This window comes from Paenibacillus cellulosilyticus, assembly GCF_003182255.1.
GTDB lineage: Bacteria > Bacillota > Bacilli > Paenibacillales > Paenibacillaceae > Paenibacillus_T > Paenibacillus_T cellulosilyticus.
In genome coordinates this window covers 188158-206013 of record NZ_QGTQ01000007.1, presented here as the reverse complement: position 1 = coordinate 206013, position 17856 = coordinate 188158, and the positions used below count along the sequence as shown (strand labels likewise).

Annotated in this window: 12 protein-coding genes; all 12 read right to left on the bottom strand. The window is 51.0% G+C overall.

Annotation, left to right across the window (positions count from 1 at the left end; genetic code table 11):
- Nucleotides 1-112 precede the first annotated feature (112 nt).
- A complete protein-coding gene (locus DFQ01_RS12325) occupies nucleotides 113-841 on the bottom strand; it encodes a CoA-transferase (protein WP_110044183.1) in 729 nt (242 codons plus the stop codon).
- Complete coding sequence (locus DFQ01_RS12320) at nucleotides 826-1695, bottom strand: CoA transferase subunit A (RefSeq protein WP_110044182.1); 870 nt, start codon at nucleotides 1693-1695, stop codon at nucleotides 826-828. Before DFQ01_RS12320 ends, DFQ01_RS12325 begins: the two co-directional genes overlap by 16 nt.
- Nucleotides 1679-2611 carry a LysR family transcriptional regulator gene (locus DFQ01_RS12315; protein ID WP_110044181.1) on the bottom strand — a complete coding sequence of 311 codons (933 nt, stop codon included), beginning with the start codon at nucleotides 2609-2611 and terminating at the stop codon, nucleotides 1679-1681. Before DFQ01_RS12315 ends, DFQ01_RS12320 begins: the two co-directional genes overlap by 17 nt.
- A gap of 33 nt (nucleotides 2612-2644) precedes the next feature.
- Nucleotides 2645-3784, bottom strand: a complete 1140-nt coding sequence (locus DFQ01_RS12310) for an LLM class flavin-dependent oxidoreductase (RefSeq protein WP_110044180.1) — start codon at nucleotides 3782-3784, stop codon at nucleotides 2645-2647.
- 386 nt (nucleotides 3785-4170) lie between these two features.
- Nucleotides 4171-4845 (bottom strand): hypothetical protein, encoded by a 675-nt coding sequence (locus DFQ01_RS12305; protein WP_110044179.1) that lies wholly within the window; start codon nucleotides 4843-4845, stop codon nucleotides 4171-4173.
- Between the two features lie 79 nt (nucleotides 4846-4924).
- Complete coding sequence (locus DFQ01_RS12300) at nucleotides 4925-8614, bottom strand: S-layer homology domain-containing protein (protein WP_110044178.1); 3690 nt, start codon at nucleotides 8612-8614, stop codon at nucleotides 4925-4927.
- A 241-nt stretch (nucleotides 8615-8855) separates the two neighbouring features.
- Nucleotides 8856-10961: an RICIN domain-containing protein gene (locus tag DFQ01_RS12295; protein WP_110044177.1), complete on the bottom strand. Its 2106-nt coding sequence runs from the start codon at nucleotides 10959-10961 to the stop codon at nucleotides 8856-8858.
- 535 nt (nucleotides 10962-11496) lie between these two features.
- Nucleotides 11497-12942: a methyl-accepting chemotaxis protein gene (locus DFQ01_RS12290; protein ID WP_110044176.1), complete on the bottom strand. Its 1446-nt coding sequence runs from the start codon at nucleotides 12940-12942 to the stop codon at nucleotides 11497-11499.
- A 191-nt stretch (nucleotides 12943-13133) separates the two neighbouring features.
- On the bottom strand, nucleotides 13134-13910 hold the full coding sequence (locus DFQ01_RS12285) for an ABC transporter ATP-binding protein (RefSeq protein ID WP_110044175.1): 777 nt from the start codon (nucleotides 13908-13910) through the stop codon (nucleotides 13134-13136).
- The gene (locus DFQ01_RS12280) at nucleotides 13900-14883 is read right to left on the bottom strand and encodes a FecCD family ABC transporter permease (protein WP_110044174.1); all 984 of its coding nucleotides are present in this window, start codon (nucleotides 14881-14883) and stop codon (nucleotides 13900-13902) included. The genes DFQ01_RS12285 and DFQ01_RS12280 overlap by 11 nt, the downstream gene beginning before the upstream one ends.
- Entirely contained in the window at nucleotides 14877-15818 is a 942-nt protein-coding gene (gene isdE / locus DFQ01_RS12275; protein ID WP_110044173.1) for a heme ABC transporter substrate-binding protein IsdE, read from the bottom strand. Before isdE ends, DFQ01_RS12280 begins: the two co-directional genes overlap by 7 nt.
- 69 nt (nucleotides 15819-15887) lie before the next feature.
- A partial coding sequence (locus DFQ01_RS31075; RefSeq protein WP_181394741.1) for an NEAT domain-containing protein occupies nucleotides 15888-17856 on the bottom strand: 1969 nt, incomplete at its 5' end.

The following is a 17856-nucleotide window of genomic DNA, read 5'->3' as shown; positions in this document are numbered from 1 at the left end:
CCTAAACCATATAATTCATACCTGATTACCCCTATTTTAGTGCGGAATTTGCCATTCGTACAATTGAAATAACCGAACCATCTGTTCAGAAAAAATGAACTTCCTCGCACGTTTATTGCAGCTCAGCTACCGCAAATTCAGGATAAATAGACAGCAGCTCCCGCTTCACTTCCGTCCGCAGCAATTGCACCAGCTCCGGCTCCGGTTCCGCCGCCGTCTCAATGACGGACGCATTGCCGAGCCAGAAGCCCGTTCGCTCCGCTACCTCCTCCGGCGTCACATCAGGCGCCGTCTGCACGAGCTGCAATCGGCCATCCCGTCCGTCAGGCCGCAGCACGGCGATCGGCGTATAGACCGCCTCAAGCCTGCCGAGTGATGGGTTCGTTCGGTGCGCAGACGATGCGCTGCTCGTCACGAAATCCAGCCGTTCCGGGAATCCCTTCGGCTCATGATCAGCCTTGAACAAGTACACTCGCTTACAGCGGTAGTAGAACATGGCCGCTCCCGCACCGCCGGGCATGCGAACCTTAGGAGCTGTGTAATCACCAATCACATGCAGATTGATATTGCCGTACGCATCGATCTGCGCACCGCTTAAGAAGAATACATCCGCATCTCCGCGCTGCACGAAATTGAAAAACTGCTGCATATCCGTAAACGGCCAATCCACTGCGGAACCTAATATGTAAGCACTAGCCTCCGGTGCATGCGCATGCTTCGCAAGCAGGGCAGCCGCAGCTGGAATCGGAGAGTTATTGCCAACCACAACCTTCTCACCATTGCCGATCTGCTGCGCTAGTGAACAGATAAGCCGTTCTGCACTCGTTAAGCGATTCCCCATACTGCACGCTCCTTCTCTGCCACATGATGCTTCACGTATTCTTGATGGTTCTCATACGACAGCACGTGCTGGAACACATATTGCTCGAAGCCATCCGGTGTCTTGGCTTGCGTTGCATAATACTTGAAGACCGGCCGATCCACGCCATAATAACCTGGACTGGAAGACGGATGAGCAGCATACGGTGCGTGTACTGCAGCTGTAAGAAAAGCTGCTGGGATCTTCACCCCTTTGCTCTCGTCCAGCTCGCCCACCTCTACTACTTCTTCAACCGTCGCTATACTAATCTGTGACGCCTGCACCATCTGCATAATGTTCTGATAGCGGCTCGCGATCACATTGCCCGCCTTATCGGCCTGGAAGGCATGGAATAGGGTCACATCCGGTGTAATCGCTGGTACAACTACGGTCTGCTGCTCCGGCTCATAGGGGTCAGCAATCAGCTTAAAGTCTTCCCTTACCCGCAAATAATCCGTTCCGAGCATGCCCTGCACCGGGATGAACGGAATGCCCATCGCCCCTGCGGTGAAAGCGGAAGCCATTCCAGGGCACGTATGATCGAGAATCCGCAGCGCTCCCTGCTCTGCTAATCGTCTAAACCGCGGTGCCAGCCCCGATTCCCCGAGCATCACGTGGGACAGCTCGATCGTCTCCACTGCTCCGCTTCCGACGAGCAGATCAGCATTGAGTCCGACGGATCCGCTGCATACGAGATGCAGTCCCTTCACGCCTGCTCGAATGACCTCGCGAACGAGCGCCATCGGCGCCATCTCCAGACTGCCACTAATCGCCACTTTATCTCCACTGCGGATGAGCGCAGTCACTTCCTTCAACTCCTTATGAATGGCCGACATCGGCAGCCTCCTTTCCGAGCGAACTCCTCACAGGCTCACGCTTCAACCCTTGACGAATCGCTTCAATCAGCTTCGTACCGGCAACGCCAAGCGGCGGTCCGTCGATTTTGCGCAAAATGCCCGTTACAAGACCCGCATGCAGATCGACGATTCGCTTTACGACCGTACCCGCAGGCGGCGGCGTCACGCTGATATGCGGTACAACCGCCATGCCCAGATTCGACTGCACGTAGAACTGAAGCGCAGGCATCATGCTGATCTCCGTCCCATACTGCGGTGTCACGCTGCATTCCAGCAGACGGTTTTCCAAGCTTTTGCGAAAAGGGCACAGCGACGTCGTCAGCAGCAAATGCTGATCCTGTAAGTCTTGCAAATAGATCGTTTCCTTCGAAGCGAGCTCGCTCCCCTCCGGCAGGAGCAATACAAGCTCCTCCGTGAATAACGGCTCGAACGCCATCCCTTCACCCGTCTCCGGCGTTGTACAAATAACGAACTCGATCTTATCCTCCTGAAGCATCTGATTCAGCATGAAGGTGCTGCTAATCTGAAGCTTCAACTGCACCTTCGGATGCTGCGCACGGAACGCTGCCAAGATCGGCGGGAGGCGCAGGCTCGCAGTCGGCTCCATTACGCCAAGCCTTACAACGCCCGCATCTCCTTGCGACCACTCATTCATCGTTGCTTGGAGCAGATCAAAGTCTTTCAATATAACCGAAGCCCGTTCGTAGAGCAGCCGGCCGGCCTCCGTTACCTTCACCTTCTTGCTGCGCTCCAGCAGCTTGATGCCAAGGTCCGATTCCAGCTTCTGAATATGTAGCGTTATGCTGGACTGCACATATTGGAGCTGATCGGCTGCCGCCTGAAAGCTGCCCAGCTGGACGATCGTCTGAAAGGTCTTGAGTGTTTTCAAATCCATAGCGGTCATCCGCCCCAGTCATTGATTTTCGCGTTATGCGAGACTTACTGTCTTCGCCGCTTCCCGCTCGCGCTCCGCCAGCTTCTGCTGCACACGCGGGATGAGATCACGCCCTACCGCTTCCACCGTCTCGATGAATGGGTAGCCGCGCAGCAGAAACTTATCAAAGCCGAGGTCAGCGTATTCAATAATGCGGTCAGCTACTTGATCCGGTGTGCCAACGAGCGCAATGGAGTTGCCGCCCAGCGCCTGCGTCAGGCCAGCCCATAGATTCGGTCCGATCTGGAAGCCGTTGTCGCGCGAATCTTCCATCAGCTGCTGCAGCCGCTTCTCACCGAACGATTCATTCTTCGCCGTCAGCTTCGCTTTCGCGTCGTACACTTCGTTCTTCACGTATTGAACGCGGCTGCGGGCATTCGCCCATGCCTCTTCCTCGGTATCGCCTAGATACACTTGGAACGAAATGCTATAGCCAAGCGTACGATTGTACGCAACGGCTGCCGCCTTCACTTCGTCAATTCGTTCCTTCGTCAGCTCCAGCGTTTCCGCCCAGAGCATATATACATCCGCTTCCTTCGCTGCAGCTTGAATCGCATCGCTTGATGCTCCGCCGAAGTAAATCGTTGGACGCGGCTTCTGAACCGATTTGTAGAACAAGGAAGCATCCTTCAGATGATAGAACTCGCCTTCATGCGTGAAGTGATCTTCCGTGAACAGACGCTTTAGCACATGAATGAATTCCGCTGTCCTTCTGTAGCGGCTCGCATGATCGAGAAAATCGCCATCGGCATTCAGCTCAGCTGGATTACCGCCCGTAATGATGTTGACGAGCGCTCGACCGTTCGTATAATAATCGAGCGTACCAATTTGGCGTGCGAACGTAGCCGGTGCCGTAAAGCCCGGGCGCGCCGCAATGAGAAACTTCAGCGTCTCCGTGCTCGATGCCAACGCCGAAGCGGTAACGAGCGAGTCAAGGCACACATTGCCTGTTGGCAGCAATAGCGCCGAGAAGCCGCTTTTCTCTGCCGCCTGCGCATACTTAATGGCATAAGCAAGCGAAGGCTCACGGTCTGCAATCGTTACCCATGGATCCGTGCGTCCAGGCTCCGGATTCGTTACCCCTACATAAGCCGAGTCGCCGTGCGTCGGCAGCATGGTCAGAAATTCAATCATCGCTAATCCTCCTAATGCGGTCGCTTATCCGCCTCATCGTTCTGCCTGTTACCAATCCCGCTCAGAAAACAAAAAGAGACCTAACCCTATTGCAGTGGTCAGGTCTCCGGTGATCCGGTAGATCTAAAGTATAAGTATTCCAAGTAACTAACTTAGGTTTAATGGTATCCCATCATTTGGTATGTGTAAAGTAGAATTTACTGAAGCAAATATTCAGTTTTTATGAATTGACGAAGACGTTGCTAATGAGGCAACACCTTCTAACCGTTTACTGGCTTGTCGAATGCGGATAACACGGCACGTGACAGATGAAACACAAGCTGCGGATTCATTACAAAACCCCCGACCTCAAGTTGAGATCAGGGGTCTTACCCATTACCATTCGATTAGTTCCAATCCTTCATCTCAATGCCGAATATGTCTTTCAGCTGCCTTGAATCCCCGCGCAGGTACAGCCCGGGCTCGGTAAGTATGCGACTGTCGACCGCTTGATGCTCAATCGGAATCCCTTTCGCCTTCACCAGCTCATGCAGCTTCACGACATGCGACAGCCGATCCCACACATTCATGGAACGTCCATCGGTATAATGAAGCGTGTATTCCATCTTCGGCTTATCTACTTTAATCCCATTTCTTCGGCTTCCGTTGAAGAGTGAGTAGCCGCGATCCGGGAAATAGGCATACGTCGAGACAGAGGACACATCGCTCCACTTATACGTGTCTCTGGACCACAGCTTCTGACGGACAATACCCGCTTCGCCTGCCGCCGTATAATTGAAATACGGAACTATCACACCAACCGAGCAGACGATTAGCAGTCCGATTAGCGCCTTCTTGCCGAATCCAGTCAGCTGTCCATATCTTGAATAAGCGAGAATGCTGTATACGATCGCTAATACAATCAACAATCGCAGGCTCCAACCGCTAATATAGGAGAGCGAATAGGAGTAAGTCGTATAATCGAAGATTTGCGCAATCAGCCAATATGTGCCCTTAATCATAAGATTGCTGCATAATAAAAGGATGATAGTACCTAGCAAACCGAATATGACTTTCTTCATTTCGATCTCCCTTAATCAGCTAATGGTTTACCTTGCGGCTGAACAATTGCACAACTGACATCGATTCAGTTTGTTTGAATTAAACCGGCTGTGGCGTCTGCTCAGACGAGTCTACTTCTGTTTGTTCAGACTGCTCTGGCTGCTGCTCAGCTTGTTCTGTTTGCTCTGTTTGCTCTGTTTGCTCTGTTTGCTCAGACTGCTCTGTCTGCTCAGACGGTTCTGTTTGCTCAGACTGCTCTACCTCACCGGATGGATCTGTCAATTCAGGCTGCTCCACCTCAGTTGATCCAACTGGAGCGAAATCGTCCGCCGACATCCATGAATCCGTATATCTCATCGTATTGATCGGAACGATCCGTCCATCTTGAATCTCGAATACATCCCATACATTACCTTCCTGCTCCAGCGGAACATTGAACACCGCAATCAGCACATCGCCGCTGTATAGTCGAACCGTCGCTTCTGAGTTAGCTAGTGCATAGCTGCCGCTCGTGTCCCACTTATCGGAGTAATCGTGAATCGAATACGTATACGTACCATCGTTCACCCGGTTAATAACCGTAATCGTCTCTGGTCCGTATGAGGACGTATCATCAACGTCTAGGTTAACACTGCTGCTTGAATCCGTGTAGTCACGATTAGCGTAATACACATGGAATCGTGATCCATCTTCTGTCGGCCCCGTCAGATGGGAGTCCAGATCATAAGGCTGCTCGCCCCAGCTTAGAACAACTCGCAGGTTATCTCCGAGTACACCAGCAGGCGATACTGTTGCATTCTGATTACCACGCTCTGTACCACCCACTGCTACGATCGTGAATGTTGTTGTAATATAACCATCACCGGTAATAACACCTGTGTAGTTACCGCCAAGAAGCTCTGCCGAATACTGTCCATTCTCGTTTGTTGTCAGAACCGTAATAGGATCGCCAGACGTCTCGTTACGGCCACGTCTAACTTCAATCTGGACGTCCGATACCGGTTGACCGGTGAGGGCATTTGTAATAACACCTGATACTGTACCTTCGCCAGCATATTGGTTCGCCACCAGCTGCAACCTTGCATCATAGGTTACGGTATTCGCCTCTGTAATGGTTACATTGGATGATTCTGTAAGATACTCTGGATACGATACGACAATATGGTACGTGTTTGGTGCCAGATTGATCTCATAGGAGCCCGATGCATTAGATGTCTGTTCCGCCACTAGTTCGTCTCCGATATAAGCTTTCACCGAAGCATTCTCCAATGGAGTCGATGTTACAGCATCAATAACTTTGCCGACAAGCGTACCCTTCTGACGTTGGTCGACAACCGTAACCTTCACGCTCTTCGTGAATTCATCGCCATTCGCGCTGTAGCGGAACGTCAGATTAATAATGTCGCCATCTTGCGCTAGATCAGAAGCGGTTACATCCGCCGAAAGCGCTGACTTATGAACCTCAATCAACGATGGCTTGTCTACCGTAATGGACAGATCGGCTTCACCGGAGATGTTATCCGAACCGCCTAGTCCATTGCTTGCCGATACGATAATCGCCTCGGTATCTCCAGGTGCAATCGTCAGCGATTCCGGATTTACCTCAATACCGCGCACACAACTGCCGAGTGTGAACGAAGGCAGCACGAACGATCTCGTCATACTTTCCGATTCCCAATCCACAAGCGGTACACTAATCCGTGCTTCATAATTAATAGAAGGCTCTACATTCATACACTGGAACAATCCTTGTGAGCCGAGGATGGACAGCTTGGCTTCCACCTTCCCACCAAAATCCTGATTGATGCCAGCCAGATCGACGCGTGCTGCTGCAAGATATACCGGGAATTCCAGACCTGCCGAGATCGCGCCAGCTGCCGTCGGATCGGATATATCGAACGTCGATTGGAACTTATCATCCGGATAGGTATCCATACCGTTGCGATCCGAATATTTGAAGCCAACTTCCTCCGAAGCGCCAACCGAAATTTCTACAACGACATCACCTTCGATTTTGACGAAGAAGTAGATTGGAATTTGCGCCGTAATGCCCGGGATTTCCGTTGGAATGGTAATCTCGCCGAGCTTCTTCTTCACGAGCTCATGCTCAGCCCCGCCATTCACGACACTAACTTTCGCCTTCAACGTCTGGTTCGCTTGGAACAAGAAGTCGAACGAGTCCACGAGGTCCCATTCCCATGCCCAATCGATATCTCCGGAGAATTGTCCGCCAATCTCCAATTCGCCTTCAACCCTGATTGGGTCATTTCCTTTGAACAATTGGCCAAGACCAAGTGTTATTTTGTTCCCAACCGTAAGTGCGCGAGGTGAAAGGCTTGGCGCACCACTCGGGGTCAGCAGACTATTGCTATAGTTCGAAACTTTTTTGGCCATAAGCAGCTCAGGTGCAGTATCGATTACCTGTACGTCCTCTTCAGGAACAAAATACTGCTGCTCAAACGTTGTTTCTGTATGTCCTTTAATCGCATAGAAAGCTTCGTCAACCTTCGGCTCAGTCGTCTCAATGATCGTCTGGCCGTTCTCCTTCTTCACACTCACCGCTTTTAATGCTGCTCCGCCGACAAACTGTTCGCTCGGCGGCAGGAAGAATACCGTACCTGCTGTAATTGCCATATTGAATGGGAAAATAACCTGTGTAGCATCATCGTTCACAACCGCCTGCTCTGCCTGTGCAACACTGATGGGAAGCGTCGTGGACAGCAGTGTCAGATGGTTGTCGCCGGAAGTATAGGATTTGCCCTCGCTCGGCTCGGGAGTCGTTGGTGTCGTCGGCACGCTTGGTGTGCTTCCGCCGGACGAACCGCTGATTACTGATGTTGTTTCAGCTTCGCCCTCTACCTTAAGCGCAACCGTCTTATCGAATTTCAGATCCTTGCCTGACTTCGTCTTCGTACTAATGGTGACCGTAGCGGAATAACTGGCAGCCTTATTCTCCTCGACTACCCAAGCCGCACTATTGCCATCTTCGGCAACTGTCAGCTTACCGCCAGTAGCTTGCCAGGACGTCGTGTATTGCAGCTCTTCTTGTCCCGACTTCGTCAATGTAAGTTGAACTTTGTCCCCTGCTTCAACCGTTGACTTGTCAGCTGTAAGCGAGAATCTGTTCTCGATCGCTGTCTGCTCCGCCTTGTCTTGATCCCCTGCTCCGTTCAAATAACGAGCAAACAGGATGCAGAATTCAAGCCGTGTAATGTTATTGGATGGTTTGAACGTTCCATCTGGATAGCCATTCGTAATGCCATTCGCGACAAGCAACTGTATGTATGAATAAGCCCAATGCGCAGTTGGTACATCGCTGAAGTTAACCTGTGCCGTACCGCTCAGCTTATAGGTGCTGGCAATAATTTTAGCCATCTCGGCTCTCGTCAACGTACCGTTCGGATCGAACGTATCCGCTGTTTTGCCGCTAATAATGCCCAGATTGTAGGCCGTTGCGATTACGTTATAATTGCTCGAACCAAGCTCAACATCCTTGAACGGAATCGAACCTGGCTGATCCGTGCTTACGCCAAGCTGGCGGAGAATCATCGTTACCGCTTGCAATCGTGTAATCGGATTGTTCGGACGGAACGTGTGATCAGGATAACCGCTAATAATACCAAGCTTCACAAGCTGGTCAATCTCTTCTTTGTGTGAAGTTACATCTTGAAACTCCACATTCGTATTATTCTCTGCAGCAGAGGCTGTAGAGGTGCTGCTCCATACGCTAATCTGAATGAACATTGTCAGAATAAGCAGAATGGGCAGCCATTTCTTCATCATCTTCATCTCTGTTATCTCTACCTTTCTGTAAGTTACAAGGTTTCTATCACACTAATAAACCAATAATTAGGATATTACTAGTGCAGGATTCCTATTATATAGGAAGTTAGAACCTGCTACTAGTAGCCTTTATCTAAAAATTTACTAAAGATTAATAGAAAAAAGAGCCCTGCCATCGTTCTAATGGCCTGACTCTTTTAGGTAAATATAATTAATTATTATTTTAATTTCACTAGAGTGAAGTCCCTTACTTCGATCCCCAGATTGACATATTGTTCGAGCCGATCAGCGAGAATGTCATCACTTCCGTGTGGGCGGACAGCTCGTTTCTTTGTTTGAAGAAGACGCCCTTGTACGTTACGCCGCCGATAACCATCGAGCAATAATAGGAGCCCGAAGTGTACGACCACGTACCTGTTACGTCACCCGTAATCGTGCCGTTGGAGTTAAGCGTTACGCTTTGTGTCGTCAGCATGCCCACACTGGACGTTGATGTATCCAGTCCCATATTTACGTACTGATACGTACCTTGCATGTCGCTCGCGCTGTAGCCCGTGGACGAAATGCTGCTGCCAAGATACTCATACACTGCCGTTACCGGCCACTTGTCTGCATTCAAGAACTGCTGGTGTACGCGAACCTCATGGCCCTCCGTGCCGTTATTGAAGCGCGTATGGTACACAAGATAACGCAGTCCATCCGTATCGATCAATGCTGAGTTATGACCGCCGGACTTATAGCCAAGCGTTAAACCAGAGAAGTTGTAGTTACCGAACAGCTTAATGCCGTAGTTCCCCTGCGTAATGGATGCCGATGAATAAACAGCTGAGTTGCCTGCCGCATCCGTATACGTACCGTTAATGGAAGTCGAACGATACAGACGGATGTGATAGCCGCCAGCGTTAGCCAAGCCGCCATACGTTACATACAGATAGTAGTAGCCTGCGCTTGCATCATATACGATGTACGGACCTTCGCCTGACAACCCATAACCTCCGGCGATTCTTGTACCGAAGTAGCGATCGGTGTTACCGCTGTCCGAACCCGGATAGATCGGCTGACCCGTTGATTTGTTAATTTGGAGAATGAAGATACCGCCAGACCATGATCCGTAGCTCATCCACAGATTGCCGCTGCTGTCATACGTAAGTGCCGGGTCGATCGCATTCGGGAACAACGTATTGTTGAAGCCACCGCTGCTGTTGAACCAGCCACTGCGCGTACCGGAGAGTGTGCCCTTGTCGATCAGGTCTTGGATGTTCGTATTTTTATACCAAATATCTACGGTCTTCGTGCCGAGTGTGGAAGTCGTCGTAATCGAGCTGCTTGCGCTCGTGAACCCGGAATAAACGACCGTATCAACATATTCGAACGGCCCCGTCACCGACTTCGATACAGCATAGCCAATCGCAGAACGCATGTACGTCGAGGACGTACAGTAGTACATCATGTAAGCGCCCGTCGAACCGTCGGCCCATACATAAGAGGAGTTATAAATAACAGAAGGTGCCCATACCGACGTACCGCCCGAGCTGTCTTGGTCGTTATAGCCTGCCCATGCGAAGGAACGTGCTAATGACGAAGTGAGCGATGCGCTTGCTGCACGCGAGGAATTGCCCGTACCGCCAGCTTTAATCAGCTTCCACTTCTGCATGTCGCCGCCCCAGTAAGGCCATTGTTCTACGTTACCGCCAGCCGTCGTGCTGCCGTTCAGTACATCAAGCGCCGAAGCATAGCCGGAAGATTTCGTGAGGAACGCTACCGTGCCGTCGTCATTTTGCTGAATCTTGAACAGCTGCATCGTGCCGCCCCAATATGTCCATTGGTCAATGTTCGTACCATCCGCAGACGAGCCATTGTACACATCAACGCTGCTCGCATAGCCGGATGCACCCGTCAGCAAATAATAGTCGCCGCTGCCATAGTACACAATGCGGAACTTCTGCGCATCCGCGCCGTTATACGTCCATTGACGAATGTTCGTACCATCTGCTGCCGAACCATTCTCGACATCTAGATAAAGCCCGCTGTTCTTGTTCTTAATGTAGTAGTAACCCTCGTACGACTGAGCGCCGTACAGGCTCGTATTCGTATAACCCTGCGTACCTACATACGACCAGTTTCTGAGGTCCGTACTTGAAGCTTGCGCGATATGCGAACCATAAACATAATATTTGCCCGTCGTGGAGTCATAATAAATGTTCGGATCGTGTACGGACGCCCGTGTTGTCGTAGAAGTCGTCGATGAGCTTGCGGCGCCAAATGCACTGCTGCTGATCGTAACCAAGAGTAACGCGCAAATCACGGACATAAGGAGTACTTTGTTCGTCCAAAATCTTTGTATACGCTGCATCGCGTTAATTATCCCCTTTCATCACCTTGCAAGTTTAGTTGGATTCATCTTACGGATTGGAGAAGCCTGATCTGTCGTCACTTGAATATTAAAGCGTTTTCAAAACTGGTGACAATCCGCTTCCCTTTGTGAAACAAATTGCACTCTTATTTAAGTTTTAAGCGCTTACAAAAATGACCGTCGATTCGGAGAATCTCCCCTCCCTCCTCCTATTTGTACCCGCTCCCACAACAGTTAGCTGGTGAATCCATGATGAAAGTGGGTTGTTATATTTTTATTAACTGGTTAACGAATCCATTATATACAAACCTTTATTGTTTGGCTATTCAAACTTTACGGAAAATTTAGAATCCTCCTAACGTTCCATCACAACTCCCTTTAAATAGGTGATTCGAAGCGGATTCCATGGTCTAGATGATGATCCAGAAGGCCGACAACTCGGTTTTAGAGAGTAACAAATGTATTAAGCAAATCCCCATCTCATCGGAGCAAAAAGAACCACATCCGCATCGCGGATGTGGCTCCAACTACCCTCTTATCGTCTAACCGTCTGGTCCAGCTTCGTCATCAGCTCCTGCAGCTGGGAGATCGCGGATACGATGTCTTCGACATAACGCTGCTGCGCGAGCGAGCTTGCCAGCACCTCTTCAACAGACGCTGCAGATTGCTCCGTGAAGGAAGCAACCGTCGCAACCTCTTGTACGACCGTCTGCGAGGAAGCATTAAGACTTACATTGAGCTCGCGGATATAATCCGCTTGACCCTGAACTTCAACTACATTCGATTCAATGCCATGGAACAATTGCGATGCGCTCTCTGTCGAGTCTTTGCCTAAGCCTACGATCGACTGCCCCTGCTGTACAAGGCCCGCTGCTTGTCCAATCTTGGATTGGATGGACGCAAGAATGCTTGCGATATCGGTGGATGCATCTTGCGCATGCTGCGCCAGCTTGCGAATCTCGGACGCAACGACGGAGAAGCCTTTGCCGTTCTCCCCTGCTCTTGCCGCTTCGATCGAAGCGTTCAGCGACAGCAGATTGGTCTGATTCGCAATCTCTTGAATCGTCGTTACGATGCTGCTGATCTTCTCGTTCTCTTCGTTGACTTCGCTCATCACGACCGACGTGCTGCCAACCAATTGGTCGATCTCGTTTATGTTGTGCGACAGCTCTTCCATCTTCGATTTACCGAGAATCGTCAGTTCTGCCGTTGCCTTCGACTTCTCGCTCATGGAGACCGAAGCATGCGTCGTCGTACGAATGCTCTCGCTTACGTGCAGAATCGCGTTCGAAATATCCGTCACGCTGGTCGCCTGCGTCTCGATTCCCTCTGCGATCTCCTGGAAAGCGACCACGACCTGGGATGAAATTTCGCCCGTCTGACCTGCATTTTGCTGCAAGCTGTGGATCGAATCACCTAATACATGAACGGAGTTCTTCACTTCGCCGAGTACATCCTCCGTGCGCGTTCTTGCCTCCGCCGATTCTGCTGCGCTTACTTCTGCTTTCTTGGTCGTCTTCGCTCCGAGAATGCTCGAAGCAATTAATGCCGCCAACGTCACGACCTGATAGGCAACCAAGTCAACCGTCGGAACCGCTGAGAAGATCTCCTTCGTTTGGGCAAAATAAATCGTCATCCCGATCGACAACACACCGCTCAGCACAATCGGACGGTAATCATGGTAGATCGAAATGATCGCCATTGCGAAGTAGAGAAGGTACAGGCTGTCGAACGACGAGCCTGCACGAATAAAGAAGAAGCTAATGACACCAAGTCCTAATGATACGAGATACCGGATATGCGGTACGGCAATCCGCCTCCATGTTAATCCCACGCTTAATAAGCAAAACGGAATGCCGACAATGGCCAGCGTTTTCTGAATTTCTGAACTCGCGATCGCGATCCCCAATATCAGCGTTCCGATCAACAGCCAAACCATTAATTTGTTTTTCTTGTGCAGTTCTAGCAAGCTCTCAGACATGCGAATCCTTCTCCCCTTAAGTATGTACCCTTCCAATCTCTAAACTTATCGACATTATCTAACAATATATGATTTTTATCTGTTCGCATATGGGGTTTAGTTAAAGATGCAATAAAAAAACTCAGCGAATACGCTGAGTTTCAAATTCATCGATTTAACCTCTCTCAAACCTGCCAATATGGACACTGTTCTTATTCGCTGATACCGACCGGGACCATGTACAAGCCCGTGCGCTCATCGCTTCGGATCACGACATTCATCCCATAAATCTGCTTCATCGACTGCTCGTTGACGACCTGCTCTGGTGTGCCCTGGTGAAGCAGCTCGCCGTCTTTCATGACCAGCATGTAATCACTGTACCGTATCGCCTGATTCAAATCATGCAGCACCATGACGATCGTTAACCCAAGCGATGCATTGAGCTTGCGAACAAGCTCCAGCAGCTCGTACTGATAGTACATATCTAGAAAAGTCGTCGGTTCATCCAGCAGCAAAATCGGCGTGCGCTGTGCCAGCGCCATCGCGATCCATACTCGCTGCCGCTCCCCGCCCGACATCTCGCTTATCCGCTTCTTCCGCTTGTCCTGCAGATTAGTCATCGAGATGGCCCAATCCACAGCCTCATCGTCTTCCTTCCCGCTTGGCATCCACATCGTACGATGCGGCATCCGTCCGAAGGCGACCAGCTTCTCCACCGTCAGATCCGACGGCGCTTCATTCATCTGGTGGACGACTGCCAGCTTACGGGCAAATTCCCTCGGCTTATAATCTGCGATTACCTTGCCGTCAAGAATGGCAGAGCCGCTCTGCGGAAGCAGATGCCTGGCCAAGACGCCAAGCAATGTAGACTTGCCGCTGCCGTTAGGCCCGATGATCGTCGTAATCCGATTCGATGCAATAGACACCGTCACGTCACTCAACGAGTTCACTTGTTTGTTATAAGAGAACGCAACCTGTTTAAGCTCCATATTCGCGTCCCCACTTTCTAAGCATGAATACGAGGAATGGCCCGCCAATGACCGTCAGAATGATAGATGCTGGAACCTCTGTTGGCGCCACGACCGTCCGACCAAGCGTATCCGCAGCCAAGACGAGCAGCGCGCCTGCAAGCATCGAGAACGGAATAACGAGCTTGTGATCTGAACCGACCAGCAGCCTCGTAATATGCGGGATAAGAAGACCAACGAATGAAATGAGTCCGCCAACGGCCGTTGCAACAGATGCCAGCAGCACCGCAATAATCGAGATGACGATGCGGGTACGCGCAACCCGCATTCCGAGACTGCCGGCCGTTTTATCCTGCAAAGCCAGCACGTTGCACCATGGGATCACAAGCAGCGAGAGCAGCAGTCCAATCGAGCCGTACAGCCCAAGCACATGCACATCGGTCCACGTTTTCATCGTAAAGATCGAGCTGATCGCCTGATTCACAGACGTTACCGCGTAGCTGCCCCGATAGTTGAATGACTGGCCCAGACCGGAGAACGTTGCATTAATCGCCACACCTACAAGCAGCAGTCGCGTTGGGGTTAGCCCTGACTTCCAAGAAAGCGAATAAACGAGGAAGAATGCAAGTACCCCGCCCAGGAACGAGAACATCGGCATCCAGAAGAACACGGTTGGGAAAATCGTCACCATAAGCACCGATACAAAGCCAGCGCCTGAAGAAATGCCGATAACACCCGCATCAGCTAGCGGGTTACGCAGAACCGCCTGCAGCAGCGCGCCGGACACGGCGAGCGTCGCTCCCGTCAGCAGTGCTACAATAATACGCGGGAAGCGTAAGTCCCGTATAACAGCGGCTTCTTCGTTATCGCCCGTAATAAGTCCATGAATAAGATCAAACAAGCCGAGCTTGATGCTTCCGGCCGATACGGACCAAATAATGACGGCCAGCAGCAGCAGAATGGTGATCGTAAAGCTTATTATTTTTCTCATGATGCGACAGTGCCCTTCTCCTCAGGATACAGCATTGGCAGCAGCGTCTTCAGCGCTTCCGCGGCAGACAGGTTCGCCGTTGTTCCGAACAGCTCTTCGGGCAGATCGTACACCCGTCCATTCTTCACCGCGTCAAAATGCTTCCAAATATCGTTCTTCTTGAACTCTTCATCGAACATCTTAATAACCTCATCCGGCATGCCATGTGCCGCACGAAGAATGATATCGGGGTTCGATTGCTGCAAATACTCCGTATTCGACGCCAAGAACTCAACCTTCGCATCCGGTACAATATTCGTTCCGCCTGCAAGTGAGACTAAGTTGCCGATGTACGATTTCTCGGTTGCAACGAGATAGCTGCCAGGAACGCCAAGCAGAATAAGAACGGTCGGCTTTTCCTTGCCCTGCGCCTCCTCGCTAATACGTGAAATCTCGTCATCCATCTCCTGAACGACCTTATCAGCCTGGCTCACGCGGTCAAACTGCTCGCCGAGGCTCTTGATCGCTTCCTGCATGCTGGCGATGCTCGTCAGATCAAGGAACGTCCCATTTACTTTAGCTGCTTGGAATGTAGGCTCGAGGTCGACCTTAAGCGTCGTGACGGAGAGCACATCGGTCGGCTTTAGCGACTTCACCATCTCCATGTCCGGGCTCATGGGGTTGCCGACTTCCTTCACACCTTTATACCGTTCAGGCAGCTGCTTCGCGCTTGTTGGTACGCCGACCAAATCAAGCTCAAGCGCATCCATAATTTGCGTGACCGCCACTGTCGTGGACACAATGCGATGCTCCGAGCTCTCTGCCGACGTCGTCGTAACAGATTGGTTCGTACTGTTGGATGCTGCAGGCTCCTTATCCGTCTTATTCGAAGAAGAGCAGGCAACGAGTGCCAATAGACTTCCGAGAATAACAAGCAGCCTTATCGATCTAGCAATCATGGGTTTAACTCCTCTCCTAAAAAACAAGGCAGAGGACGCCGTAAACGGACATCCTCATACTTTGCTGTCTTATGCGGTTTCGTTAGCAGCCGCTTCCTGCTCTTCTGCTTGTGCTGCTGCATAGTCAAGAACGCGAAGAACGATGACAAGCGCCTCGGCGCGCGTAGCTTTGCCAAGCGGATCGAATTGATTATTTTGTTTACCTTGAATGAGGCCGTATTTCACCGCTGTTGCCACATATGCCTTCGCGTACTCAGGCACACCAGCTGCGTCTGCAAACGTTAAGGACGATGCTGACTCCAACGGAAGACCAAGCGCCTTCACGACCATCACTGTCATTTCCGTACGTGTAATGTTGCCGAACGGACGGAACGTGTTATCCTCGTAGCCGCTAATAATGCCGGCTGCTACTGCTTGCTCCAAGAATGGTTTCGCCCATGCTGGAACCGTCGATAGATCGTTGAAGCTTACCGATTGGTCTGGTGTTTTCAGCTGCAAGGCACGGCTAATGATTGCTGTGAACTCTGCGCGCGTAATATCACCGTTTGGCTTGAACGAGCCATCGCTGTAGCCATTGACGATACCGAGCTGCACCGCGCGTTGGACCGAATCAGCTGCCCAATGGTTATTCACATCGCTGAACGTAACAGCTGGCGTCGTCGTGCTCGTACCGCCATCCGTCGTTGTTTCACCAGATGCCTCGCCGCTGTCAGTCTCTTCTGCAGCAGTATCTTCATCGTCGGAAGTATTGCTGCTAGACGTCGACGGGATCGAAGGACTCGCTGTATAACCTGGTTCGGAGTACGTATAGTAATTGCCGAGCTCGATTTGCACGTTATAGTCCTCATGATAGTTAAAAGCAGGCCAATCAATCTTCACCCAGCCCGACAGCGTCGTCGTCAAATCGCTGACGGTGAACTGTACGTCGCGTGTATTCTTGCTTGTATTGGAGCTAATCGTCGTTGGTGTCACTCCGCCTACCGTGAAGCCCGTAATTTCGTTGCTTTGCGTCAAGCGAAGGGTCACTTTGTATACACCGCCCGATACATTGAGCGTACCTGGATGCACAACATAACCATTCATAACAGATGCTTCATTCGTGCCTTGCTTCTTAATCGTGAAGTTGATGCTGTACTTACCGTCTGGAACCGTGCTCGTAACAGGCGTTGTCCCGCTTCCACTTCCACTGCCGGACGATGCAATAACGGCTGCCTCAAACGTTGCAATGGCAGACGTCAAGTCAGACACCGCTTCGTCTACAAGCGCCTGCGTGCTCAGCCAAGAACCTTTGACCTTCGCAGCTGCAACTGCCTCTGTTAGTGCCGTCTTCGCTGCTTCTGGATATTGGCCAGCCTCTGTGCCAACAACTGCGTTCGTGAGCTTCGTTTCAGCAGAAGCGACAAGCGCTTCCAGTGCCGCGTGATCGATCGTGCGGTTGAATGCGAGTCGAATCGAATAATCCATCTCATATGGATTGCCATTTGCAACCGTCGAAATATGAACCTGCGCATTTAGTACTGCACTCAGGTCAGCTACTGGGAATTTCACAACGCGAGTATCCGCAGTCGTATCTTCCGATACCTTCACTGCTTCTACCAATTGACCGTCCTGCTCTGTTTTGAGGCTTGTCACAATCGAGCTATCTTTGATCGTGAACGATACGTAGTCCGTTCCCGACTCATTCGTCAGCGTATACGGCGCCAAGAAGTAGTTGCTCATCGACGACAGCTTGTAGTCGTCTGTCGCATGCAGCACTAGAAGTGTTACTGTGTTGGACTCTGTTCCTATCTTTGCTGCATCGAACGCTGCAATGGCAGACGTCAGATCAGATGCTGCTTCGTCTACAAGCGCCTGCGTGCTCAGCCACGAGCCTTTTACTTTTGCTGCTGCAACTGCCTCTGTCAGTGCCGTCTTCGCTGCTTCTGGGTATTGGCCTTCTTCTTCGCCTACAACAGCCGCTTTCACTTTCGCCTCTGCAGACGTTACCAATGCTTCCAGTGCCGCGTGATCGATCGTGCGGTTGAACGCAAGGCGAATC